Source organism: Brevefilum fermentans (genome assembly GCF_900184705.1).
Lineage (GTDB): Bacteria > Chloroflexota > Anaerolineae > Anaerolineales > Anaerolineaceae > Brevifilum > Brevifilum fermentans.
In genome coordinates this window covers 2,466,792-2,488,577 of record NZ_LT859958.1, presented here as the reverse complement: position 1 = coordinate 2,488,577, position 21,786 = coordinate 2,466,792, and the positions used below count along the sequence as shown (strand labels likewise).

Genomic DNA, 21,786 nt, shown 5'->3' with positions numbered 1-21,786 from the left:
TTCAGCGGAAGGTTAACCAAAAAATGATTTCAGAAGGCAAATCTACTACGTTGTGGGCCTCTTTTGATTTTTTGTTACTTATTACCTGGAATTTATTTGAATATATTCATAAAAGGGAGTGGTTGAAAATGCAGTATTTCAAGTTGTGAACAATCGTTTTTCAAGCGTGTCAATAGGTGTTTTCTCAGATTGTCTATCAGCTGGACGTGATCTCAAGCAATAATTTCAAGCTCACCAAATCCGTATAGTCCTCAAGGCGCATCCACAGCCAACGTCCCTGGGGTAAAGCTGAGGGCTGATTTAACAAAGTGCGCAGGCGAGCATTGAAGTAACGGATCCTAGCTTGGGCTGCTTCTTCACCGTCCTGACTGAGGGTAAGAAAGGCGGTCAAGCCACCCCGCTCTGGAAACAGCATACACAAGCGTTGTGCACCTTTGCGATAATCCTGCCCCCAGCCGCGCTGGGCATTGTAATACGTCATACCGCCCTGAAAGTCCGGATATTGCTCTTGTAAAAATTGATTGACCTGCTCCCAAAGAGGGAAAGCCTCATCGCCAATCACCTGGCGAATCAGTTCGGGTTCAGGAGGGTTATTTCGATCCAGCAATCGCTCATCAATCATTTTTTATGAAACTCAGCCTGCGTTTAAATAAAATCCAGTCAACATCTCAAGGGTTCTATGCACACTTGGCACTTGATTGTATCTTAACATCAATGGGGCTGGGTTCAACTGCCGATCCGCTAACGGCAAGCTTCAAAAAGTGAGGAGGGAATTGCTGGGAGCGAACCTGGTTAACTTCTGTTTACCCGGTCAACACGTCCAGCACATAATCGCCATTAACAACCCCGAGTAGTGCTTTCCCGGCGCTCGAATAAAGTCCAGCTGGCGGGGTTTCCACCTCCGCCGTCGGGGCGACGCTCAGGCGAGTCCACGCGCCAGTGGCAGTTTAAGAATTCTGAGAACCCATCAAAATCCGCCTCTGAGAGCCCATAAAGAGCGGTTGACGCGGTTTTCAAGTGGGCATACAGCAGATAGTTCCCGCCAGGTTTCAACCAACGCGCCAGGTTGCGGCGATAGTTCGCCCTTTCCTGGGGGCTTAACCCATGATAGCAGCCAATATCCAAAATCAGGTCGAAATCTGTTCCAGGTTGCAAGGCAGCGGAGACATCACCATAAAGCACACGTCCTTTTACACCGGCTTTGAGCAGCTTAATGCGTGCTTTTAAAACTGAAATCCAGGCGAGATCGAAGCCGACCACGTCCCAGCCATAAGACGCCATGGTTAACAGGTTGGTTCCGGTTCCGCAACCCACATCCAGAGCCTTGCCGGGCGTCGTATTTTGAAGGTACTCAATCAATTCAGGCGGCGAAATGCCCGTATCCCACGGTGGACGACCAAAATAGCACAGATTGTAGCGAAACCGACGATTTATTTTGTTCAATGCTGATCCTTGCAAGGTTGACATAGCGATTCATCTTGTTAGCCGACCGGATTAAGTATACCGACAAAACTAGCTGGATAAAACGAGGTCGGGCTGCCTTACGGGTAACCTCACTTTGCTGTGTGCCCCAATTCGAAAGCCAGACAGAAAAGATCCTCTTAATTCTTAGGCGGTAGAATTAAACATGTGCAACAAAAAGAAAGGAAGGCCATGAAGAAAAAAATCATCACCAATGGCGGGGTTGAGATTCCCCTGCTGGGGCTGGGCACCTGGCTGTCACGCGGACGGGATTGTCAACGCGCCGTAGAATTTGCTCTCACCCACGGCTATGACCACATCGACACCGCCCAGGCCTATGATAACGAGGAGGATGTCGGTAAAGGCTGGAAAGCCAGCGGTCGCTCGCGAAAAGAGATTTACATCACCACAAAAATCAGCACCCCCAACCAGGGTTATGAAAAGAGCATACGCTCGTTGGAAAAAAGTCTGCAGGCGTTGCAAACAGAGTATGTTGACCTGCTGCTGATCCACTGGCCAAATCTGTCCGACATCGAGCGCACCTTTGAAACCTGGCAGGCGCTGGTTGAACTGCAAAGGCGCGGTCTGACCCGCAGCATTGGCGTCAGCAACTTCCCTGTTGATCTGCTGGAAGACTTGCTGGGCAGAACCGATGTGGTCCCGGCGATTAACCAGGTTGAATTTCACACCTTTCTCTATCAACGTGAACTGCTGACGTATTGCCGGGAAAAAGGGATTCAAATTGAAGCCTACAGTCCAGTTGCCAGGGCGAAGTTTTTCAACCACGAAAAACTGGTGAAAATCGCCCAAAAATACTCCAGAACACCCGCCCAGGTGATGCTGGCCTGGCTGATCAACCACGACCTGGTGACCATCCCAAAATCGATCCACGAGGCGCGGATTTTAGAGAACGCCGATATCTTTTTCCAGCTTGACCGAGAGGATATGGATATTCTGGATAATCTTCAACCGCAAAGGCGATTGGTACAAGAGCCCAACCTGTTCAAAGATTAGGGTAATCGGTGAAGGGGGGTGTGCAAACAGCGGCGGGTTTTGATTTTGCAATGAAACCGACGCCGGAAAAATTTTGTGTTAGTCCGCTATAAATAACCACCACGGGTTAAAAAAACAGGCCGTGTCATCGCACGGCCTGGTGTTTTCCTGTTGATTGCAATAAATTACGAGATCAGACTTCCTGGGCAATATCGACCATCTGCTCGAGGATCAACTCGAGCGCCATGGTGTGGCTGCAGCGGCCGCGAGAGTGAAAAAATTCACACGTACAGCCCCACTTCCCATCTTCATAGGTCACCGTGTGATCGCTGTGATTCCCGGTAAACAGGACCTTGAATTGCTTGAATACAATCCGTTCTCGTTCTTCTGCGTAACGTTTGGCTTTTTCCATTTTGCCAATCATTCCATAGTCCATGGCGCACTTTTCCTTTCTATAGGTGGGGAAATAAAAAAAAGCACGCGCGGGCCTGCCGGCGTGCTACAAGCTCTTTGTCTTCGGTTGATTGTTTGCATATGTACCTTTTGCACACAGCTTCATAAGTTTGAGTATAAACCTCCTTGGCTGTAATGTCAACGCCTTTTTTCAAACACGAGGGCATCTTCACCGCCCACGTAGTATTTCTTCCAGCGGTTAATGATCGCATAACCCTGCCCCTCATACAGGCAAATAGCCGCCCGGTTAGATTCCCGCACGCTGAGCCGAATGATGGGCATATCCAGGTCTCGTTCGCAGGCAGCCAGCAAAGCCAGGGCGATGCCGAGCCGCCGGTGCTCAGGCATCACGCCGAGGGTGGTCACCCAGCCGATGCGCGTTTCGAGGTCACGCTCGCCAGCGATGAATCCCACCATCTGCTCGCCCACAAGTGCCTTCAAACGCACGATGCCGGGCAGGGTCAGCACGCCAATCAGGTCCCAAAAAGGCCACAGGTCTTCTGCCGGAAAACACGCCCGTTCGAGCTGGGATAAATGGGTGTAATCGCGCCAACTGGCAACGTGGATGGACCAATCGCTCATACTGAAACTCATGCTATCTGCTAAGCCTGGCTCGCATTGTTCAGGGTGATTTTTTAAAATCAATGCTGCTCAAACAATGGACGATAAAAACATTATACCTTGATCGCTTATACTGGCAGGCTGCTGAATATTTCCGAATCAAAACCAGGTAAAATACTGCATAGACCACCACGCTCAACGATTTTACGTGCAGAATGGCGAGCGCTAAAACGGGAATGGGCAAAACATGAAATTCGACCTGACCATCGAGGCTGAACAGACTGAAAAAATCCTTATCGGGTTCATCCGCACGGAGCTGAACCGGGCTGGGTTCCAACGTGCCCTGCTGGGCGTCTCCGGCGGTCTGGATTCAGCGGTCAGCTTGTATTTATGTGCCAGAGCGCTGGGACCTGAAAATGTGCTGGCGGTGCGCCTGCCCTATAAGACCTCGCCGCTGCATACGCTGGTTGATGCACAGACGATGATTGCTGCCCTCGGCGTCCAGTCGCTGACGGTCGAGATCACCCCCATGGTCGACCCGTTGATTGCCAAATTCCCCGATATGAGCCGCTTGCGGGCGGGCAATCTTATGGCACGCATGCGCATGATCGTACTGTTCGACCAATCCGTGGTCTTCAACGGGTTGGTGGTGGGCGCCAGCAATAAAACGGAGCTGCTGCTGGGCTATACCACCGTCCACGGCGATTCGGGCGTCGCTTTGCAGCCGCTGGGCGATTTGTTCAAAACTCAGGTGCGACAGTTAGCCCGGCACCTGGGCGTGCCTTTAACCGTGATCAACAAAGTCCCCTCAGCCGACCTGTGGGAGGGACAAACCGATGAAAATGAGTTGGGCTTCACCTACGACGAGGTCGACCGGTTGTTGTATTTGCTGGTCGAGCGGGGCTACCATCCCGAAGCCTGCATCGAAGCGGGCTTTAAACGGGAATTTGTCGAACGCGTGGTGCGCAGAGTGCGTCAGAACCACTTCAAACGCGTTATGCCGCCCATCGGCTGGCTCTCCGCGGGCAAAGCGGGGTATGACCTTTCAAGTCTGTGGAAGTGGGGACGGAATTAATCATTGGAGCCATCGGCATCCTTGGCAGGTATCGACATCTTGGGCGGGAACAATGAATCATATTCACACACCGGCTCAAAGCTCCGCCGGTGAACCGCACATGGTCCCAACTCGCGTACTGCCAAACGATGCGCGTGGGTGGCGTAGCCCTTGTTGCGGGCAAAGCCGTACCCGGGGTGGATCTTGTCCATCTCAATCAACACGGCATCCCGCTCGGTTTTAGCCAAAATTGAAGCCGACGCGATCGACAGCGAGCGCGCATCGCCCCTGACCAGGCTTGTTTGCGGGATTGCCTGCCCCGTCAGAAGCAGGTAATCCACCAACAGGTGGGCAGGGGTCACATTCAAGGCGCCCAGCGCCCGCTGAGACGCCAAAAGCGTTGCCGGGACAATGCCCATATGATCAATTTCCGTATTGGAAGCAAAACCCACCCCCCAGGCCAGCGCAACCTTCTTGATCTCCGCTGCCCAGTGCTCCCGTTCAGCCGGCGTCATGATCTTGGAATCGCGGATACCGCCCAGACGGGACATTAAATCCACCTGCTCACCCGGCAGTACCACCGCGCCGACGGCCACCGGCCCAGCCAGCGCGCCGCGACCGGCTTCATCGATGCCTGCCACCAGGGTCGCCCCCTTTTTCCACAATTCGATTTCAAAGGAAAGGTCCGGCCGTTCGGGCAGTAGCGCCGGGTCAAATTTAACCCTGGGCGTCATACAGCCCCTGCCTGGCGTTTGAGCGGATTTTCAGCAAATCAAACGCCATGTGTAATGAATCCTGCACCAGCCTCACTCGGCTGTCGGGATCAAAATACCAGTCGATCGCCACTTCACACACACTGTAACCCATCTTGCGGGCGATGAATAACACTTCAGCATCAAAGGACATCCCGACCAGGGTCTGTAGGGGGAAGACTGCATCGGCGACATCACCCCGGAAGCACTTGAACCCGCACTGCGAATCCTGGATTCCGGGCAGCACCAACCCGCGCACCATGGCGTTGAATATTCGCCCAATCAGGTGTCGATAGCCCGGCTCACCATAGCGCACCGAGCCGGGCTGCTCACGCGAACCGATGGCCACGTCCACTCCTGACAGGGCGGGGGGTAAAAAACGGTTCACCTGGTCGATGGGCATCGATAAATCAGCGTCGCATAAAAAGCGGTATTCGCCCTGTGCTGCCAGCATGCCGCGCTTTACAGCCAGGCCTTTCCCACGCTGTGCTTCTGTTAACACCCACAGGTATGGCATGCGCTCCTGGAAGCTTTGAGCAAGGGCTAAAGTGGCATCGCTGCTGCCGTTCTCCACCACCAGCACTTCGGCTGTATAAGTCTGCTGCCCGAGGAAGCGGTCAATTTTCTCCAGGGTGGATGGAAGCCGCTCAGCTTCGTTATAGGCTGGGATAATGATGGAAAGGAAAGGTTGGGTCAAAATGTCACCCTTAATCCGTTGGTCAATCAGAGATGAAAAAATGGCAAGGGAACGATGGATTTGTGGTCGTTCACCTTCCCATTCAACCGTCAGTCGGGGTGGGCGGACTTGAACCGCCGACCTCCGCGTCCCAAACGCGGCGCGCTAGCCGTCTGCGCTACACCCCGGCAGATAAGAGTATAATCCGAACCATGGGTAAACGTCAAGATATCCTCCACTTTCTTTTTCAAAGTGCGACTTACCTGACCTGTATGCTCATATTGATGCTCGGCGCTGCAGCCTGCCAGGCAGGTGAAAGCCCCGCGACGAGTGTGCCTCTTGATCCTACCCCTGTTCACATAACCGCCATGCCGGTTGCGCTTCATGGCGCCAGCATTACACCAATTGCGTTGGAACCAACTTCCATCACCTCCACAGCGCAAGAGCCAACCCCAACACCGGGAATAACCCTGACCAGCATGGATTGCCGCCATGCAGGGGGACAGGTTCTCAGCGAAGCACTGTTTAGCGAGCACCTGGGAGAGGACCTGCACTACCTGCTTTACCTTCCGCCCTGTTACTACGAGGATCTCACAGAAGGTTACCCGGTCACCTATTTGCTGCACGGTCTTTCCTACACACAGGACCAGTGGGTGCGCCTGGGCGTGGCTGAGCAGATGGATGCCCTGATTTCTGAAGGACGGATTGCTCCCTTCATTATCATTATGCCCAATGAGGTTCGTTTCCAACCGCCACTCAACTCAGCCTTCGCCGATGCCCTGGTGCAAGAATTAATCCCGTTTGTCGATCAGCAATACCGCACCCTGGCCGAGAGAGCTTACCGGGCGATTGGCGGGCTTTCACGTGGTGCGGCATGGGCGGTGCACCTTGGCTTTGAGCATCCGCATCTTTTCAGCCGCGTGGGAGCGCACAGCCTGCCCCTGTTTGAAGTCGATGGCGGTCGGCTGGATGGCTGGTTGGTGGAAACACCCGATATCGGTCTACCTGATTTTTTTATTGATATTGGACGCTCGGATCCGGAACGCTGGTCTGCCCAGAACTTTGCTGATCGTTTGGATGTCCATCACATCCCCCATACCTGGTACCTGTTCAACGGCGGGCACACCGAAGCCTACTGGTCAACCCACCTTGAACTTTATCTCCACTGGTATGCACAGGATTGGTATAAAAATTCTTTAAATAATCAAGTAAAATAGGGGTACTTACACACTCATCCAGGAAAGGGAGCACACATGTATCAACAGATCACTATCGTTGGGTATTTAGGCAATGACCCTGAGATGCGCTTCATGCCAAATGGTCAGGCAGTTACCAGCTTTTCAGTTGCCACCTCCAATAAATACACCAGCAACACCGGACAACGCGTTGACGAGACCACCTGGTTCCGCGTTTCGGTTTGGGGGGCGCAAGCAGAATCCTGTAACCAATATCTCAAAAAGGGTCGACCCGTTCTGGTCATCGGTCGCTTACGACCCGATCCGCAGACCGGTAATCCCAGGATTTTCAATCGCCAGGACGGAACACCGGCTGCATCCTTTGAAGTCACGGCGCAACAGGTAAAATTCTTGCCGTTCGGATCCCGCGGCGCAGGCGGCGGTGAAGATGATTTCGGAGATATGCACGGAAGCCCAGAAACCGACGACGAAATTCCCTTCTAAGCCGAAAAGCCTATGACGCAAAAACCAATTCCTAATCTCGAAATCCCGCAGGATTTGGAGACTAAATATGTAAATTTTGTCCGGATTGCGCACACGGTGTCGGAATTTGTCTTCGATTTTTCCTTGCTGTTGCCGGGTGTCACCAAATTCGAGGTTAATTCTCGCTTGATGATGTCCCCCACGGCTGCCAAACTTTTCCTGCAGGCCCTGACGGAAAACCTTAAGCGCTATGAAGCCAATTTTGGCAAGATTACTCTACCGGGCAGCCATTCATTGGCTGATGACCTGTTCCGCTCTATCGATCCACCCGAAGGTAGTTGATGGACAACCACCTGGAGTCGCTTTCCGATCGGATCAGGGAGTCCTTTGAACGGAAAACTGAAAAACGAGATAAAGCGCTGGCTCACAGCCGCGAACTGACGCGCCATGCCGCGCGCGCCATTCGAGCCATCCATCGCAATGAAGCCAGCCTGGCTCACAACCATCTTGCCCAGGCAAAACTGCTGGCTGAAGCCTTGCGAAACGACCTGGCTGATGAACCCGACCTGTATTATTCCGGTTATACACAGGACGCGCTTAAGGAATATTGCGAGGCTCATCTAACCGTGACCATCATCCTGAATGAGGATTATTCCACCCCGGAGGACCTGCAGGTGAGCTATGCCACTTACCTCAACGGGCTGTCTGAGGCAGTCGGCGAATTACGCCGCAGGATTATGGACCTGATGCGCACCGGTCATTCCCCTGAAGTCGAACGCCTGCTGGATAATATGGACAGTATCTATGCACTGCTGGTCACGATGGATTATCCCGATGCCCTTACCTATGGCTTGCGCCGCCGGACTGATATTGCCCGCAGCATCATCGAACGCACCCAGGCAGATGTGACCATCAGCTACCGCCAGCAATTGCTCGAAAATCGGATCGCTGACCTATCTGACCGGTTGTCCCGCTATGAAATGCCGGATGAAATGCCCTGAGCCGCCTGCTCAGCGCGCTCAACGGGGTCGTACCACAAGCCAACTCGGGGGCTGTGTTTGATCCTCAGTCTATGCCAGGTGATTGACACCACGGGCTCCTGTGCCGCTAACTGCGATCCGCTTTCGAAAACACCTGAGCCTGGATACGCTGTTTTAATCAATTGCGATCCAACGATAGTGCCATATACGATGATTGACTCAAGATTCGCCTTTTATCGATAATAATGCTAGACTTCTAGGCGAGATAAAACATGAAGGATACAAGAAATCCCTGGCAGCTCCCCGAAACAGCTTCCAGCGAAGCCGCCTCCCCAGACGAAGCAACATCGGTGCCCTCTGAACCCAAATACATTCAGTTTTGGGAGCGCTTGCGTCACTGGGGGTTGGGCGATTCTGTCTTGCGGGGCGCTACCGTATTGACGACCTTCCTGTTAATCCTGCTGGTGGTATGGGTGATGGGCGCCTTTTCCCAGCCTGGTCCCGAACCCGTATACGAAAGCAGTGGTGTAGCATTGGCAGAATCCCTGGGTGAGAAAGCGCTACCCCCCGCTGCCCCCTTTTTTCATGTCGGCGGCGCTGATGCGGAGGGCGTCTCCCGCGCAATGGGTCTGAACACCGTCCTGCCGCATCGTTCAGCACGCGACGCAGTCATCCAATACACCATAGAACCCGGCGATTCGATCTTTTCGATTGCAGAAAAATTCAACCTCAAACCAGAGAGCATCCTGTGGGGCAATCGCTACACCCTGGGCGATGACCCGCACCTCATCCTGCCCGGTCAGATCATCAACATCCTGCCCGTAGATGGCGTTTATCACCAGTGGAGCGCGGGCGAAGGCTTGAATGGCGTCGCAGCCTTTTATCGGGTCACCCCTGAGGACATCATCAACTGGCCAGGTAACGAACTTGATCCCAATCAAATCGGAGATTATTCCAATCCTAACATCCCGCCGGACAAAATGCTGGTCATCCCGGGCGGGCAGGGCAAATTCACTGATTGGCGCACACCCCGCATCAGCCGGGATGAACCCGCCAAAGCCCGGAACCTCGGCCCGGGCGCCTGCAGCGCTAGCTATGACGGGGTGACCGGGTCGCTCACCTTTATTTGGCCCACGACCGAACGACACCTGTCGGGTTTTGACTACACCCCCGAAACCAACCATTTTGGCATCGATATTGCTGGCCGTATCGGCAACCTGATCTTCGCTGCCGATCACGGTGTGGTGGTGTATGCAGGATGGAATGATCATGGCTATGGTGAGATGGTCGTCATCGACCATGGGTCAGGCTGGCAAACCCTGTATGCCCACCTCAGCCAGGTGACCGTCGTATGCGGGCAGGAAGTCTACCAGGGCGACACCATCGGGTTTATGGGCAGCACCGGCAAGTCTACCGGACCGCACTTGCATTTTGAGATGCGTAGCGACGATTACGGACGTGTCAACCCCTGGAATTTCTTAAACTGAACCTGAACCAGCGCGAAAAATTCGTAAATGATCAAACCGCCAGCTTGTTCAGGGGGGATCATGGATTTCGAACCGGGTTTATGCTAAAATTTAATCATGATGACTGAAGAACGAACCGTCAGACCTTCCCCAATTGCAGGCACCTGGTACCCGGGCAACGCAATCCAGCTCAGAAATAGTGTATCTGCTTTTCTTGACGCGGCTGTGAATCCCACCCTGCCTGGCCAAGTGGTCGGACTGGTGGCACCCCATGCGGGTTATGTCTATTCAGGGACGGTTGCGGGGCATGCTTTCAAGACTGTTCAGGGACTCAGCTTTGAGTATGTCTGCCTGCTGGCACCCATGCATCAGTATTACCCGCAATCCCTGTTGACCAGTGCGCATCGCGCATACTGGACCCCCCTGGGCGAGATTCCCCTGGCCGATGAGATTATCGATCAAATCGACGCCAGGCTGCGCCAGAAAATTGGGTTCGGGCTGACCCCCATCAGCAATGATTATGAGCATTCCCTAGAGATTGAATTGCCCTTTCTGCAGGTTGCCCTGTCAGGCGAGTTCACACTGATCCCAATTATGTTTCGCGACCAATCCCGCCAGGTGACCAAAGCGCTGGCTGAGGTTTTGGCTGAGGTCATCGAGTCCACAGCATGCCTGCTGGTTGCCAGCAGCGACCTGTCACATTTTTATGCGCAATCCCAGGCGGAAAAGCTGGATTCACACGTGCTGAAGGTGCTGGAAGCTTTCTCACCCGAGGGCTTGTTTGACCTCAAAGATCGCGGGCAGGGGCAGGCTTGCGGCCTGGCGCCAATCGCTGCGGCATTATGGGCTTCAGCACAGTTGGGCGCCACCGATGTGACCCTGCTTAAATACAACACGTCAGCAGCGACTTCCGGAGATACCGCATCCGTGGTCGGATACGGCGCCGCTGCCATCACCCGCCCGTTTTGAGGAATCACGCACACCCCACACGACTCATGATGCGTAAGCTCACCAGATCACCGCTGATCTTGATCCTGACCCTGTTGCTCCTGGCGGCTTCTGGCTGTCAATCCACGCGAACGCCAGCCGGCGCCGAGACGCTCACAGCCACCCCCTCGCCGACAATCACCCCGACCCCCACCAACACGCCTACTTTTACGCCCACCCACACCAGCACACCGGCGTTTACAATCACCTCGCCGCCCACCAGCACGCCGACCATGACCGCCACGCCCTTTAGAATCCTGAGCCCGACGCCTATTCCCAGCCAGGCGCCGCTGAGACCGGCGGTGTTATTTCCGCTGCAGGATAACTTTGGCATCACGATCGATTGGTCTTACATTCACGTTACCCACGTCGGCTATAACGATCGGGGTGAGGTCAATGACCTGTGGGCATTTATGGCTTTTCAATTGCTGGATCGGGGCATTCATCAGCGCAATTTCCGCTTCCAGGGGGAGACGATCACCGTTTATTACCTGAATGTGGCACATGCTTTTGGTGACGAGCCTCTGCCCATGCAATTGGTGCTGGGCGGCACTCCAGGCGAAAACGTGCCGATCAGCGTGATCCCGGCGGGCGGCACAGCCTATGCCCAGGTGGCGATCCGGGATGGGTCGACCTATTTTTCGCCGCGCATCGCCCACCGTGAAGCCAACCGCGCCTTTGACGAACGCGATGAGGCTTATCCCTTCCTGTTTTTGCATGAGTTAGAGGCACTGCTGCCAGAGTTGCCCGATGAGCTGATCTTACTGGCTAACCACCCGATCCTGGTGCCGCGCAACGACTGGCCGCAGGTCAAGCTGGATATGGAGCGGGTCAGTTTCCTGGCCGCGCGCTACCAGCCCTTTTTCGAATTGGACCCCTACGACCGCATTGTGGATCAGAGCGCGTTTGCATATGCCCTCAGGGACCATATCTTTGGCAGGGAAGCGGTGCCAGCCGGTATTTATGCCTTTAGCAGTCGCAATTTGATCATCATTACCGGGCAATAGCTGGTCGTTTGTTGTTAGTAACGGTTAACCTGGCGCTTCACAGTTGCCCTCTGCGGGGATTCATCATCACAGCCGGCTGTCAACCGTTTGTTGTCAACTCCTCCAGCCAAACCGCGGCGATCTTGCGATTGCGCGCTTCCAGCGCCCCCATCAGGGTCAACAGCTTAACCTTAAGTTCAGCCACCGGCCATCCGCGCGCGGCGATCGTTGCTTGCACAGCCTGGCAGGTTTTCTCAGTGAAGCGCGTCTGGGACAGCATATCCACCAGGCGCCACTGGCTGTAAGCCGCGCATATCTCCTGGATCGTCAATGTCTCCAATTGGTCCAGTGCAGCATCGATGATCACCTTGCCCTGAAGTGGGTCTTTGCTCTCCACATACACCCGGTTGATCGGTTCTGTACCCGAGGCGCGCACTCGTAACTGATAGCGCTCATCCCCTTCGGCATCTTTCAATTGCATTTCAGCCACTTCATAGCGGATCCCGCCCAGGAAAGCGATGCCCATCCCGGCGATCTCAGCGCCTGCGCCCAGGTTGAGGTAATGGTCGATGAAAGCTTCTTTGGCTTCCAGGGGAGCATCCACGTCCGCGCGGCCGGTGTGTGAAGTGGGGTCATCCGGTGAACATCCAAAGGTTTCCCACAAACCCGGCATCCTGACCGTATCCTCCCAGATCTCGGCAATGGTGGTCAGCGGGTTCTCGGGTCGGGTTCCGAAATAAGCCAGCATATCCATGATCAGCAGGTTTGCCCACGGTCCGTCCTTGTCGGTGATGTGTCCGCGGCTGGTCAGCCCCGAGGATTCCTCTCCGCCAATCAGAATGCGATCGCGCCAATCCGCCGGTAGCGGGTTTAGTCCCCGGTAGGAGCGGTCCACACGCCGGATTTCCTCGATGTATTTGATGCCCACGGGCACCAGGAAAGCATTTTTTAATATGCGGTCCTTCGGGCTTCCGATAACGGTCTTGTAGAAGGGATGATTCACATACCCCGGAAGTGCGCCCTCCGCAGGCTTGTTTTCCTCATTGCCCGGGATCATTCCCGCCAAAACTTCAATCAGGGGGGAGCCCGTCTGTGTGGCGATCACCCGACCGGTAAAGCCGCGTTCCACGCCCAGGTAGCGCACCAGCATGGTTAAAATTTGGTTCGGACGGAAATACACCCCTCCCAGAGATACCACGCCAAAGCGGTCGGCGTCGGTATCCATTCCCAGACCGAGGTGGGCGCCTGTTTCCCGCACCTTCTCTTTAAGCGGATTAATAAAGGGTTCTTCAGGGTTGGCGTAATCCAGCCCGGTTAAATCCGGGTCGCGCTGGGCGTGTAGCACCGTGTAACGTACCCCAGCCTCACCCAAGAGGCGGGTCAGATACCCTCGACCGGAACCATGAAACTCGTCAATCACCACCATCTTATCGCTGAAGAATTTCCGAATGCGATCAAAATCGATCGGAATGCGGGCATTCCCGTTGCCGTTATTTTTGATCCACGCCACGTAATCATCCAGTGGATCAAAGCCGCGCAGACGCCCTTCCTGCCGGCCTTCTTCTGTATTTATGACGCGCGCATTAACATCCTCTAATTGCAATTCGTTGATGCGAAAGGCGATGAAGTCCGTCAAGTTGGTGGGCGCCGGGTAACCCAGACGCGGGTTGAACTTAATCCCCTGCCATTCCGGCGGGTTGTGGCTGGCTGTACAGATAATCAGCCCGGCCACCTCATCGGGAGGTAAGGCTTCCGTCAGGTAAAAAGCCAGGGCTGGCGTGGGTGTATCGCGGTTGGCAAATTCCACCTGGAAACCATTCGCCAGGCAGACCTGTGCAGTCCATTCTGCGACCCGGTCGGCATTTCTACGGGTATCATAGCCGATGACGATCTTACGTCCAGCCAAGTTCTCTCTGCCCACAAAATTAGGGACATCAACGTCGTTTAGAAAATCACAGATTGCCTGGACGACCTGTTTGGCACGCCGCTCGGTGAAATCAGCGCCCCAGCGGCCGCGCACCCCGGAGGTGCCAAAACGCAGGTACTTACGGTCGTAGATCATGCGCAGCAAGCCCGGTCCGTGGGTATTGGCGATCAAGTGCGGTTCCTGTGTGCGCAGGCGGAACATGAACAATCGCTCATAAATATTGCCGATCTGGATCACCCGGAAGGGCATCCAGCGATCGCGGTCCTGCTCAAAGTCCATGCTGTGAAGCAAGGGCAGAATTTCATGATCAATATCATCTCGCAAGCTGTCAAAGACTGGGGCTGCCAGGAATTCTACGGCCAGGTTGATCGCCTTTTTGCGCAATTGCCCGGTGAGGGGCAGGTAAACCGTGTCGATCAACGCCCGGCGCTCCCGACCGGCAGCGTCTTGGGGGAGGTACTGCTCCAGGCGGTACTGCGTCCCCGTGGCCGCCAGGGTCAACAGGATGCTGAAAGCCCGTGAGGCATGAATTGGCATCTGTGCGATTAATTCAGGGTCAAAAATCACTCGCTGCGCCAGGATATCGAGAAATTGGTCCATGGCGGTAACTGAAGCATGCCAATCTGCTTCGCTTTCAGCGGTTATCAAAGCCCGGTTCAACTGGTTAAAGACCGTCCCCAATTGCGGGACTGTGATTTGATCAAAGGCAACATTCAATGGGTCCATGTAACGCTCCTAACTATAAAATACGGGTTTTATTGATTTTCTATCCTATAAAATGGGTGGTTCGATCATCCCGGTCTGGGGATCAATCCGCCGCGCGAGACATTTAACACTTCCAGTCGGCTGCCCGCTGGTGTGTTTGTTCCGGCCTGGACCGCCTCGCACAGGGCATAGGCTTTTTCAGCCAGTTCAGCCTCCGTGTGGCGTGTGTCTGCTTCGAGCATCAGGCGCACCATCGGCTCCGTTCCGGAATAACGTAAATTGATACGGGTCAAACCCGGCAACTCATCTCTGAGCGCCTTCCGCAGGGCAACCACGTCCTCAAGTTCTTCCAGGTCAATTTTTTGGCTCACCGTGGCAGAGGCGATGATCTGTGGGTATTTTTGGATGCTCTCCGCCAGTTCAGCCAGGGTTGACCGCCCGCTAGCCAGAAAAGCACGCAGCAGGTAAATTGCCGAACGCAGCCCGTCGCCGGTGGTATGTTTTTGATCCATCAGAATGATATGCCCGGATTGCTCTCCACCCAGGCCGATCTGGTTCTCGGGGTGGTTTTGCAGGGCCAGCTTGTGCAGTTCACCCATGATATATTTATCGCCCACCGGCGTTTCGACAAAGTTGATCGCCCGGTCGGCAAAATAGTTCACCAGGGCTCCGTTGCGCATCGTCGTGCTGATCACGGTATCGCCCAGCAACCTGCCCTGACCCTGCAGGTAATCGCCCAGGATTGCCAGGAAATGGTCGCCATCCACCAGGTGACCGGTCTCATCCACAAAAATCACCCGATCCGCATCCCCGTCAAAACCGACTGCGAAATTCGCCCGGTGTTGTTGGATCAGTGCGAAAAGGTCTTCCGGAAACTGGCGCACGTGTTCTGAACCGCAATCCCGGTTGATATTCGTGCCATCAGGTGAGGCATGCACTGCCACAACGTCAACGCCCAGGCGTGAAAACACCTCGCTGGCATACCAGGATGCTGCCCCGTTGGCGCAATCCACAACCAGTTTGATCCCATTCAGTTTCAGGTCCTGGTGTTCGCCCACCAGGTGATCAATATACAGTTTGCGCAGGTGTGTGCCATCCATGCGCTGTGTGGACCGGTCTGCCTGTGACAGGCGCAAGGATAACGGCTTCTCCAGCAGGGATTCAATCTCCAGTTCGATGCCTTCGCTGAGTTTCAGGGCGCCCTGGTTAAAGAATTTGATTCCGTTTTCGTTCACAGGATTGTGAGAAGCTGAAATCACCACCCCGGCTTCGGCATGCATTTCGTTGACCATGAAGGCAACCCCGGGTGTGGGGATGACCCCCAGGTCGATCACGTTGGCACCGCTGGCCAGCAGACCCTCGGTCAACGCGTTTTGCAGCATCTCACCCGATTGACGGGTGTCGCGCCCAATTACAAAGGTGGGATGCTCTGCCTGGTGCGTGATCACCGTTCCAGCCGCATAACCCAGGCGGGTAATGAAATCGGGCACCAACGGATCGCTGCCGACATGACCGCGAATGCCATCGGTGCCAAAATACTTTCGATGTTGTGATGCGGATGCCGTACTTGTGTTTTCCAAATTGAAAATATCCTCTTCATTCACGCTGCATCGCTGACCCAAACGGGTTGGCACAGCAGAAATTAAAAGTCGGTTTACCTGATCTGTAGCTCAGCGACCACCGGAAGGTGATCGGATGCCCGCCGACTGAGGTCGCTGGTTTCGATCCAGCAGGTATAGTCCACCAGGCGCGAGCGGGGGAAAAAGAAAATGTGGTCCACAGCGCGCCGCAGGTCAGGGTGGGTTGGACCGTCATTTTCAGGGCGCAGGCGCATCAACTCGGGATGCGCATCCAGCAGGTGCCGGATGCCTGCCTCATCTTCGGTGGCATTGAAATCGCCGGCGACAATCAAAGGTTCATTTTTCTCCAAAATATGGGTGTGTACCAGATCCAAAAAGCGGCTGATCTGCTGAAAGCGCATCAAATGCGCCTGTTCCCTCTTGCGAGGGATCATGTCCGGCGGGCGCTCTCCCACCAGGGTGGTCAGGTGCAGATTGGCAATAAACGGGTGAGGCGCCTCTTTCAAGCGCGTCAACAGCACATAGCGGGGATCGGTATCCCGGTTGCCTTCATAGGACAGCGGTTGAAAGATGGGGATATTGCGCGGCATGCCCGATCGCGTTGGATCAGCCAGGCGGGCAAAGGGAAAGGAGGAATGGATCGAATTTCCCATCGACCAGTTCCACCAATCTGAAAAGATACCCTTGACCATCACGTCTTTTTTGACCTGCATGTGGGTTTCCATCGAGATGATTTTACCGAAGAATGCGTGGGGGTAGTGATCCGTCCTTTCGATCACATCCATCAGGCTGTGGGTCTGCCCGTCGACATCCATGTGTTGGGTGACCTCCTGCAGGCACAGAACGTCGGCTTCCAACTGCTTGATCAGCAGTTCCAGCGCTTTCTGGCGCGATGCCTGGGTCGATTCGGTGAAGTCATCGAAGGTTTTTTCGCCGCCGCCGATATTCAGGGTGGCGACGCGCAGGTCAAGAGAGGTCATAGGCACTCCCCCGGTGTGCGCTGAAAAGATCAGGTCGAAATTGAAACATCATCCCATTATTATACCAACAGGAATCAGGGCGTGGGCAATGAGGATTTTGCCAGGAGCGATCGTTCCTCGGTTGACCGGAGGTTGTTCGTCGGCGTGTGATAAAAAAGCCATCAACTTAATTCATGAGCTTGGCTGCGCCAACCAAAACCGGCAAAGGCTGGAAAAACCGCATTATTCCCGCCAATCCACTCGCTAAGGGTATAATCGCATGCATGGAAAACACATATAAAATCGCATATTTTTATCTTCAGCAGCCCTGCGTGACCATCACTGAAACGGGCGTGGAGGGCAGCCACCTCAAGTCTGCCACGCGCCCCCTCAGCCTGATCAGCCTGTCCGCACGCCAGGAGGTCGACTCGGCTGAAAAAATCGGTCTGTGCTACCCGCGCTTCAAGGCGGATATCACCCTGGATTGCGAATTGATGCCTCCAAAGGGTGCACGACTGACCTGCGGGGTTGTGACCATCTGCATCCTGCCGGAGGGTAAAAGTTGTTACCCCGAGTGTATCCTGGTCCAGGAAGGTCTGCCCTGCCCGCTGATTGATGGCGTGCGCTATGCCAGCGTGGAGGCGGGCGGGACCCTGTGCCAGGGGGATCAGCTCATCCCTGAGCAGGAAGGGTTTGCATAAACCGCTTTACTTGCCGATGCGAGATGAGAAAACGGTGACCGGCAACCAACTCGTTTGCAGAGTCAACGCACCCTCCCGGGTATAATCCTTACATGCAAAAAACACTGCTGGTTTGCCTGTTGACTCTCATCCTGGCGGGGATTGCCCTGCCCGCCTGTGCGCCAGCACCCATGCTCGAGCCCCTCACAGCCAGCCCCACCCGCGATTCGACCCTGCGTCCCTATCCCACATCCACCCATTCAGCGACGCCGCTACCCACCGACTACGTCACCCCCACTTCCTCGCCGACGGTCACACCCACCATGACCCCGGTCTATTACGCGGTGCTGGAAAACGATGATTTTTACAGCGTCGGCTGGCGCTTTAATGTCAGCCCACAGCAGATCATGACCGCCAACCCCTCGGTTAATCCGCGCGCCATGGGCGTCGGCACCATCCTGTTGATCCCAATCACCCCCGGACCCGACCCATCAGCTACGCCTTTGGTCGAACTGACACCTACCGCCACGCCATTTTTCACCGACCTCCAAGCGCCAGATTGCTATCCGGACCCCCAGGGCGGGTTGTGGTGCTTTGTGCTGATAACAAACACTACCGAAAAACCCGTTGAAAACCTCTCAGGCGTGATTTCCCTGCAGCATGGCGATGAAACATTGCACGTCTCTGCCATCATGCCCCTCAACCTGCTGCCGGACGGGAAGGCTCTGCCCCTGATCGCTTATATTCAGCCGCCCCTGCCTGAAGAGTACACCGTCAACGCCCGGGTGGATTTCCTGCTGCCGGTCATGCCCGGCGATCAGCGTTACCTGCCCGCCACCATCACGGAGCAAACCCAGGAGCTTAACGCTGATGGTCGCCAGGCGACGGTGCGCGGTTGGGTGAGCTTACCCGCGGGTCAGCCCACGGCACGCTATGTCTGGGTCAACGCAACCGCCTTCGATGCTGAGGGGCGCATCGTGGCCGTCCGGCGCTGGGACAGCCCCGGGCTGTTGTCAGGCGGCAACGAGCTGCCCTTCACCCTGTACCTGTACAGCCTGGGCGGGCCAATCGAGCGGGTGGACCTGCTGGTCGAAGCCCCTGCCCTAGCTGAAGCCCCAGACAAAGATTGAACCGCTCAATTCCTGGAGAATAGACTATGAACCCATTTCCATCCGCCCCGCTGCCCTGGGGTACACGCACCTTCATCATGGGCATTATCAACGTCACCCCCGACAGTTTTTCGGGAGACGGGATTTTAAAAGGCAGCAACACCGTTGAAGCAGCGGTCGCCCAGGCAGCACAATTTCTGCAGGAAGGCGCCGATATCCTCGATATTGGCGGCGAGAGCACCCGTCCAGGGTCACAGCCGGTGGATGTTGATGAAGAGCTGGCGCGGGTGCTGCCCGTGATAACAGCCATCCACGCAGCCTTCCCCGATGCCCTGCTTTCCATCGACACTTACCGGGCTGCTGTAGCACAGGCAGCCCTGGATAGCGGAGCTCGCTGGGTCAACGATGTGTGGGGATTGCATGCCGATCCAAACCTGGCTGATGTGGCTGCAAAGCATGGGGCGCCGCTGGTTTTAATGCACAACCGTTTGAAGCCAGACAGCGCTGAACTGCAGGCACGCCTGGGTGGGCGTTACGTGGGCGTGGAATACGATGATCTGCTTGCTGACATCCAGCGCGAGCTGCTGGAAAGCGTCGCCCTGGCACACGGGGCAGGTGTCCCCGATACACACATCATCCTCGACCCCGGGATCGGCTTTGGCAAGACGGTGGAACAAAACCTCGAGCTGATCGATCGGCTGGGAGCGATCAAAGCCCTGGGATACCCCCTGCTGGTCGGTCCTTCACGCAAATCCTTCATCGGGTACACGCTGAATTTGCCGCTTGAGGAACGCCTTGAAGGTACAGCGGCGGCAGTGGCGCTGTGCATCGATCGCGGCGCGGACATCATCCGCGTGCACGACGTGGGTGTGATGACCCGGGTCGCCAGGATGACCGATGCCATCGTCAGACGGTGAGGGGGGAATGGTGTTGCCGTTTGTTAATCTCGAGGGCTTGATAGCTCGAAGCTGGCAGCGGATAGACAACGGCGGATACGGGTTTAGCTGCTCACAGCCGTTTGTCATTTTGTGTCACCTGTGGAAAATTAGCGCACGTCCCAGCCGCTGGCTGTAAATATTTCGGTTAAGAACAGGGCGCGTTCTTCCTCTGTCATCGGTCTGGGTTGCGCGTAGTCGATCAGCTTAGCCGTCAGCAGCTCGACGCTCAAATGACGCCCGGCATAGAAAGTATGGCGCTGAATGAACTCCCAACTGGTTTGGACGATCACATTGCCGTACATATCGACATACCAGTTCTGGTCAAAAAACAGGTTTCCCAGCCCATAGTGGATAAAGGCATCGCCGCTAAAGGTCATTGCCTTGGGACGGTGCGACTGGCTGCCGTTGACGATCACCGCGCCAGCATCAGCCATGATGCCAAAATCACGCTTGTGGTGATCGGCGGCAAAATCGTAATAGTCTTCAAAGTATTGAAAAGTGGCGATCGGTAGATAGCCTTCATCCCTCAGCCGGCTGATCTCAGCGGCCATCCACTGGTAATCTTCACAGGGCGCTGAACCACCGCCCGCGTCCGTTGCCCAGGCAAAATCCGGTCCAAAAGCGTTGCAACCGATAAACGCCAGTTTGTTACCATTATGGGTGATCAATAAAGGCGTTTTCGCTTCCGCCAAGTTCCGACCGCCGCCAAAATAATGCATTCCATGTTCGTCATACAGGTCAAGCGTGAACGGCACAACATCCACACCATATACAATTAATGAATCGTTATTGTGGTTTCCCGTCAGCTCGATGATATCCACGCCGATTTCCTTAAACAGCTCTAAATATTTCGGATCGCTGCAGAACAACAATCTTTCGGACGTCGGGTCGGGAAAGGGACAGTCCTCGTAAAATGAGACCTCATTGGAAATATGGGTCAGGTCTGCCTCGGTCAGCCAGTGGCGCACCTTCTCCCCGGGGTAGGTGACGCCATACATTTCCATGCGGTAGGCAGTCGCCCTGACCAGAGCCGTCACGCCTGTCATCACCAGGGTGGTCAGCATCTCCGGATCACGATTCCCGGGCTGAACAGCCGAGAGGAGGGATTCCAGCACATCAGCAGGGATGCTTGCTGCCTGAACCTTGTGCACCAACTGAAACTGAAGCGTGAAAGGATAACTCTCGGGGTCAAAATCCTTGAACAGCGGTGAGGAGCCATCCACCTGGATGACCTTCAATTGCGGGTTCAGCTCCTCAAAGGGGAGCAGCATCCAGGCGTTGTCCTCCCATAACGCTGCAATCTCAGGGGGTTCCTGGAAGGATTGGATACGGGCTTCACCAGGAGTGCCCCAGCGTTCAACCAGGACCTGGAACAGAAGTTCCGGCACGTACAGCCGTGTCACCGCGTCCAGCCGTCCGACAGTCATCCCCAACCAGTAAGCCTGTAACTCATCCAAAGAGATATCGTCCAACAGGGTCGGGAAGGGTGCAGCTAGGGCAAACACCAGGGCTGAGGTCTGTAAAACCTCGCCAGAGGGCGCTTCCACTGCCGGCCCAAACCACAGGGAAGCGGTGGGATCGGCGCTGATGACCACTCCACTTATAGCGTCCAGCGCGATCAACTCCGATGGAAGTTTTTCCGAGAGGTACAGCGTTAGGGGCGCAGGTGTGGCGGTGGGATCCTGTGTGGGGGTCGCTGTGGGTGGATTGCCAAAGGTTGGCAGCAAGGGCGTTGGGTCAGGCGGAAGTTCATTGAAGACGGGTTCGGAAACACAGGCGCTGATCAGAAGCAGGCTTAGGGTCACAACCAAGCTTATTTGGATGATTTTAGTGGATACGCTGTACATAAACTGCGATTCCC

General features: G+C 55.2%; 23 protein-coding genes and 1 tRNA gene. 12 read left to right on the top strand and 12 right to left on the bottom strand.

The genetic code is table 11. From position 1 onward, the window contains the following. Positions 1–196 precede the first annotated feature (196 nt). Positions 197–622 carry a DUF3788 family protein gene (locus tag CFX1CAM_RS10920; protein ID WP_087863097.1) on the bottom strand — a complete coding sequence of 142 codons (426 nt, stop codon included), beginning with the start codon at positions 620–622 and terminating at the stop codon, positions 197–199. A gap of 215 nt (positions 623–837) precedes the next feature. Further along, positions 838–1,443, bottom strand: coding sequence for a class I SAM-dependent methyltransferase (locus CFX1CAM_RS10915; RefSeq protein ID WP_157891873.1), 606 nt, complete (start codon positions 1,441–1,443; stop codon positions 838–840). A 210-nt stretch (positions 1,444–1,653) separates the two neighbouring features. Between CFX1CAM_RS10915 and CFX1CAM_RS10910 the strand changes: the two genes are divergently transcribed. Further along, the gene (locus CFX1CAM_RS10910) at positions 1,654–2,475 is read left to right on the top strand and encodes an aldo/keto reductase (protein ID WP_087863093.1); all 822 of its coding nucleotides are present in this window, start codon (positions 1,654–1,656) and stop codon (positions 2,473–2,475) included. A 172-nt stretch (positions 2,476–2,647) separates the two neighbouring features. Here CFX1CAM_RS10910 and CFX1CAM_RS10905 read toward each other — a convergent pair whose 3' ends face one another. Both CFX1CAM_RS10905 and CFX1CAM_RS10900 read right to left on the bottom strand, forming a co-directional pair. Beyond that, positions 2,648–2,890, bottom strand: coding sequence for an SWIM zinc finger family protein (locus tag CFX1CAM_RS10905; RefSeq protein ID WP_087863091.1), 243 nt, complete (start codon positions 2,888–2,890; stop codon positions 2,648–2,650). A 155-nt stretch (positions 2,891–3,045) separates the two neighbouring features. Beyond that, positions 3,046–3,501, bottom strand: a complete 456-nt coding sequence (locus CFX1CAM_RS10900) for a GNAT family N-acetyltransferase (RefSeq protein ID WP_087863089.1) — start codon at positions 3,499–3,501, stop codon at positions 3,046–3,048. 214 nt (positions 3,502–3,715) lie between these two features. Between CFX1CAM_RS10900 and CFX1CAM_RS10895 the strand changes: the two genes are divergently transcribed. After that, positions 3,716–4,543, top strand: coding sequence for an NAD+ synthase (locus CFX1CAM_RS10895; protein ID WP_087863087.1), 828 nt, complete (start codon positions 3,716–3,718; stop codon positions 4,541–4,543). Here the strand turns inward: CFX1CAM_RS10895 and CFX1CAM_RS10890 are convergent. From CFX1CAM_RS10890 to CFX1CAM_RS10880, 3 genes are all read right to left on the bottom strand, one after another. Then, the gene (locus CFX1CAM_RS10890; protein WP_087863085.1) at positions 4,540–5,256 is read right to left on the bottom strand and encodes a ribonuclease HII; all 717 of its coding nucleotides are present in this window, start codon (positions 5,254–5,256) and stop codon (positions 4,540–4,542) included. The genes CFX1CAM_RS10895 and CFX1CAM_RS10890 overlap by 4 nt on opposite strands. Further along, on the bottom strand, positions 5,240–5,971 hold the full coding sequence (locus tag CFX1CAM_RS10885) for a dolichyl-phosphate beta-glucosyltransferase (RefSeq protein ID WP_231940988.1): 732 nt from the start codon (positions 5,969–5,971) through the stop codon (positions 5,240–5,242). Before CFX1CAM_RS10885 ends, CFX1CAM_RS10890 begins: the two co-directional genes overlap by 17 nt. Before the next feature lie 93 nt (positions 5,972–6,064). Further along, positions 6,065–6,138 (bottom strand) — tRNA-Pro (locus CFX1CAM_RS10880). A gap of 24 nt (positions 6,139–6,162) precedes the next feature. Here CFX1CAM_RS10880 and CFX1CAM_RS10875 point away from each other — a divergent pair. From CFX1CAM_RS10875 to CFX1CAM_RS10860, 4 genes are read left to right on the top strand one after another with little or no spacing between them, the layout of a single operon-like run. After that, entirely contained in the window at positions 6,163–7,167 is a 1,005-nt protein-coding gene (locus tag CFX1CAM_RS10875; protein WP_087863083.1) for an alpha/beta hydrolase, read from the top strand. Positions 7,168–7,203: 36 nt separating this feature from the next. Beyond that, entirely contained in the window at positions 7,204–7,629 is a 426-nt protein-coding gene (locus tag CFX1CAM_RS10870) for a single-stranded DNA-binding protein (protein ID WP_087863082.1), read from the top strand. Between the two features lie 12 nt (positions 7,630–7,641). Next, positions 7,642–7,950 (top strand): DUF3467 domain-containing protein, encoded by a 309-nt coding sequence (locus CFX1CAM_RS10865; protein ID WP_087863080.1) that lies wholly within the window; start codon positions 7,642–7,644, stop codon positions 7,948–7,950. Then, positions 7,950–8,609 carry a translin family protein gene (locus tag CFX1CAM_RS10860; RefSeq protein ID WP_087863078.1) on the top strand — a complete coding sequence of 220 codons (660 nt, stop codon included), beginning with the start codon at positions 7,950–7,952 and terminating at the stop codon, positions 8,607–8,609. The genes CFX1CAM_RS10865 and CFX1CAM_RS10860 overlap by 1 nt, the downstream gene beginning before the upstream one ends. On the opposite strand, the gene CFX1CAM_RS11465 is transcribed toward CFX1CAM_RS10860, so the two are convergent. Further along, on the bottom strand, positions 8,582–8,770 hold the full coding sequence (locus CFX1CAM_RS11465) for a hypothetical protein (RefSeq protein WP_157891872.1): 189 nt from the start codon (positions 8,768–8,770) through the stop codon (positions 8,582–8,584). The genes CFX1CAM_RS10860 and CFX1CAM_RS11465 overlap by 28 nt on opposite strands. Positions 8,771–8,860: 90 nt before the next feature. Between CFX1CAM_RS11465 and CFX1CAM_RS10855 the strand changes: the two genes are divergently transcribed. From CFX1CAM_RS10855 to CFX1CAM_RS11460, 3 genes are all read left to right on the top strand, one after another. After that, complete coding sequence (locus CFX1CAM_RS10855) at positions 8,861–10,075, top strand: M23 family metallopeptidase (protein ID WP_087863077.1); 1,215 nt, start codon at positions 8,861–8,863, stop codon at positions 10,073–10,075. Positions 10,076–10,174: 99 nt separating this feature from the next. Next, positions 10,175–11,023 carry an AmmeMemoRadiSam system protein B gene (gene amrB, locus CFX1CAM_RS10850; protein ID WP_157891871.1) on the top strand — a complete coding sequence of 283 codons (849 nt, stop codon included), beginning with the start codon at positions 10,175–10,177 and terminating at the stop codon, positions 11,021–11,023. Between the two features lie 29 nt (positions 11,024–11,052). Beyond that, a complete protein-coding gene (locus tag CFX1CAM_RS11460) occupies positions 11,053–12,048 on the top strand; it encodes a hypothetical protein (RefSeq protein ID WP_157891870.1) in 996 nt (331 codons plus the stop codon). A gap of 79 nt (positions 12,049–12,127) precedes the next feature. Here CFX1CAM_RS11460 and CFX1CAM_RS10835 read toward each other — a convergent pair whose 3' ends face one another. From CFX1CAM_RS10835 to CFX1CAM_RS10825, 3 genes are all read right to left on the bottom strand, one after another. Continuing rightward, positions 12,128–14,680: a phosphohexomutase domain-containing protein gene (locus CFX1CAM_RS10835; protein ID WP_087863071.1), complete on the bottom strand. Its 2,553-nt coding sequence runs from the start codon at positions 14,678–14,680 to the stop codon at positions 12,128–12,130. 65 nt (positions 14,681–14,745) lie between these two features. Then, positions 14,746–16,239 (bottom strand): phosphoglucosamine mutase, encoded by a 1,494-nt coding sequence (glmM, locus tag CFX1CAM_RS10830; protein ID WP_157891869.1) that lies wholly within the window; start codon positions 16,237–16,239, stop codon positions 14,746–14,748. 74 nt (positions 16,240–16,313) lie between these two features. Continuing rightward, positions 16,314–17,219 (bottom strand): endonuclease/exonuclease/phosphatase family protein, encoded by a 906-nt coding sequence (locus tag CFX1CAM_RS10825; protein ID WP_087863068.1) that lies wholly within the window; start codon positions 17,217–17,219, stop codon positions 16,314–16,316. Between the two features lie 263 nt (positions 17,220–17,482). Here CFX1CAM_RS10825 and CFX1CAM_RS10820 point away from each other — a divergent pair, with 263 nt between their 5' ends. The 3 genes from CFX1CAM_RS10820 (at position 17,483) to folP (ending at position 19,904) form a co-directional block, all read left to right on the top strand. Continuing rightward, on the top strand, positions 17,483–17,899 hold the full coding sequence (locus tag CFX1CAM_RS10820) for a hypothetical protein (RefSeq protein WP_157891868.1): 417 nt from the start codon (positions 17,483–17,485) through the stop codon (positions 17,897–17,899). A gap of 92 nt (positions 17,900–17,991) precedes the next feature. Beyond that, the gene (locus tag CFX1CAM_RS10815; protein WP_087863064.1) at positions 17,992–19,008 is read left to right on the top strand and encodes a hypothetical protein; all 1,017 of its coding nucleotides are present in this window, start codon (positions 17,992–17,994) and stop codon (positions 19,006–19,008) included. Positions 19,009–19,034: 26 nt separating this feature from the next. Beyond that, a complete protein-coding gene (folP, locus tag CFX1CAM_RS10810) occupies positions 19,035–19,904 on the top strand; it encodes a dihydropteroate synthase (protein ID WP_087863063.1) in 870 nt (289 codons plus the stop codon). A 128-nt stretch (positions 19,905–20,032) separates the two neighbouring features. Here folP and CFX1CAM_RS10805 read toward each other — a convergent pair whose 3' ends face one another. Beyond that, positions 20,033–21,772 (bottom strand): CapA family protein, encoded by a 1,740-nt coding sequence (locus CFX1CAM_RS10805; RefSeq protein ID WP_087863061.1) that lies wholly within the window; start codon positions 21,770–21,772, stop codon positions 20,033–20,035. Positions 21,773–21,786: the final 14 nt, after the last annotated feature.

Excerpts from the sequence above, each read along its gene's own strand:
- CFX1CAM_RS10870 (WP_087863082.1), top strand. The coding sequence starts at position 7,204 with ATGTATCAACAGATCACTATCGTTGGGTATTTAGGCAATGACCCTGAG.
- CFX1CAM_RS10865 (WP_087863080.1), top strand. The coding sequence starts at position 7,642 with ATGACGCAAAAACCAATTCCTAATCTCGAAATCCCGCAGGATTTGGAG.
- CFX1CAM_RS10905 (WP_087863091.1), bottom strand. The coding sequence starts at position 2,890 with ATGGACTATGGAATGATTGGCAAAATGGAAAAAGCCAAACGTTACGCA.
- CFX1CAM_RS10815 (WP_087863064.1), top strand. The coding sequence starts at position 17,992 with ATGCAAAAAACACTGCTGGTTTGCCTGTTGACTCTCATCCTGGCGGGG.
- CFX1CAM_RS10835 (WP_087863071.1), bottom strand. The coding sequence starts at position 14,680 with ATGGACCCATTGAATGTTGCCTTTGATCAAATCACAGTCCCGCAATTG.
- CFX1CAM_RS10825 (WP_087863068.1), bottom strand. The coding sequence starts at position 17,219 with ATGACCTCTCTTGACCTGCGCGTCGCCACCCTGAATATCGGCGGCGGC.
- CFX1CAM_RS10820 (WP_157891868.1), top strand. The coding sequence starts at position 17,483 with ATGGAAAACACATATAAAATCGCATATTTTTATCTTCAGCAGCCCTGC.
- CFX1CAM_RS10920 (WP_087863097.1), bottom strand. The coding sequence starts at position 622 with ATGATTGATGAGCGATTGCTGGATCGAAATAACCCTCCTGAACCCGAA.
- CFX1CAM_RS10900 (WP_087863089.1), bottom strand. The coding sequence starts at position 3,501 with ATGAGTTTCAGTATGAGCGATTGGTCCATCCACGTTGCCAGTTGGCGC.
- CFX1CAM_RS10805 (WP_087863061.1), bottom strand. The coding sequence starts at position 21,772 with ATGTACAGCGTATCCACTAAAATCATCCAAATAAGCTTGGTTGTGACC.
- CFX1CAM_RS10855 (WP_087863077.1), top strand. The coding sequence starts at position 8,861 with ATGAAGGATACAAGAAATCCCTGGCAGCTCCCCGAAACAGCTTCCAGC.
- CFX1CAM_RS10895 (WP_087863087.1), top strand. The coding sequence starts at position 3,716 with ATGAAATTCGACCTGACCATCGAGGCTGAACAGACTGAAAAAATCCTT.
- CFX1CAM_RS10875 (WP_087863083.1), top strand. The coding sequence starts at position 6,163 with ATGGGTAAACGTCAAGATATCCTCCACTTTCTTTTTCAAAGTGCGACT.
- CFX1CAM_RS10860 (WP_087863078.1), top strand. The coding sequence starts at position 7,950 with ATGGACAACCACCTGGAGTCGCTTTCCGATCGGATCAGGGAGTCCTTT.
- folP (WP_087863063.1), top strand. The coding sequence starts at position 19,035 with ATGAACCCATTTCCATCCGCCCCGCTGCCCTGGGGTACACGCACCTTC.
- amrB (WP_157891871.1), top strand. The coding sequence starts at position 10,175 with ATGACTGAAGAACGAACCGTCAGACCTTCCCCAATTGCAGGCACCTGG.
- CFX1CAM_RS10890 (WP_087863085.1), bottom strand. The coding sequence starts at position 5,256 with ATGACGCCCAGGGTTAAATTTGACCCGGCGCTACTGCCCGAACGGCCG.
- CFX1CAM_RS10910 (WP_087863093.1), top strand. The coding sequence starts at position 1,654 with ATGAAGAAAAAAATCATCACCAATGGCGGGGTTGAGATTCCCCTGCTG.
- CFX1CAM_RS11460 (WP_157891870.1), top strand. The coding sequence starts at position 11,053 with ATGCGTAAGCTCACCAGATCACCGCTGATCTTGATCCTGACCCTGTTG.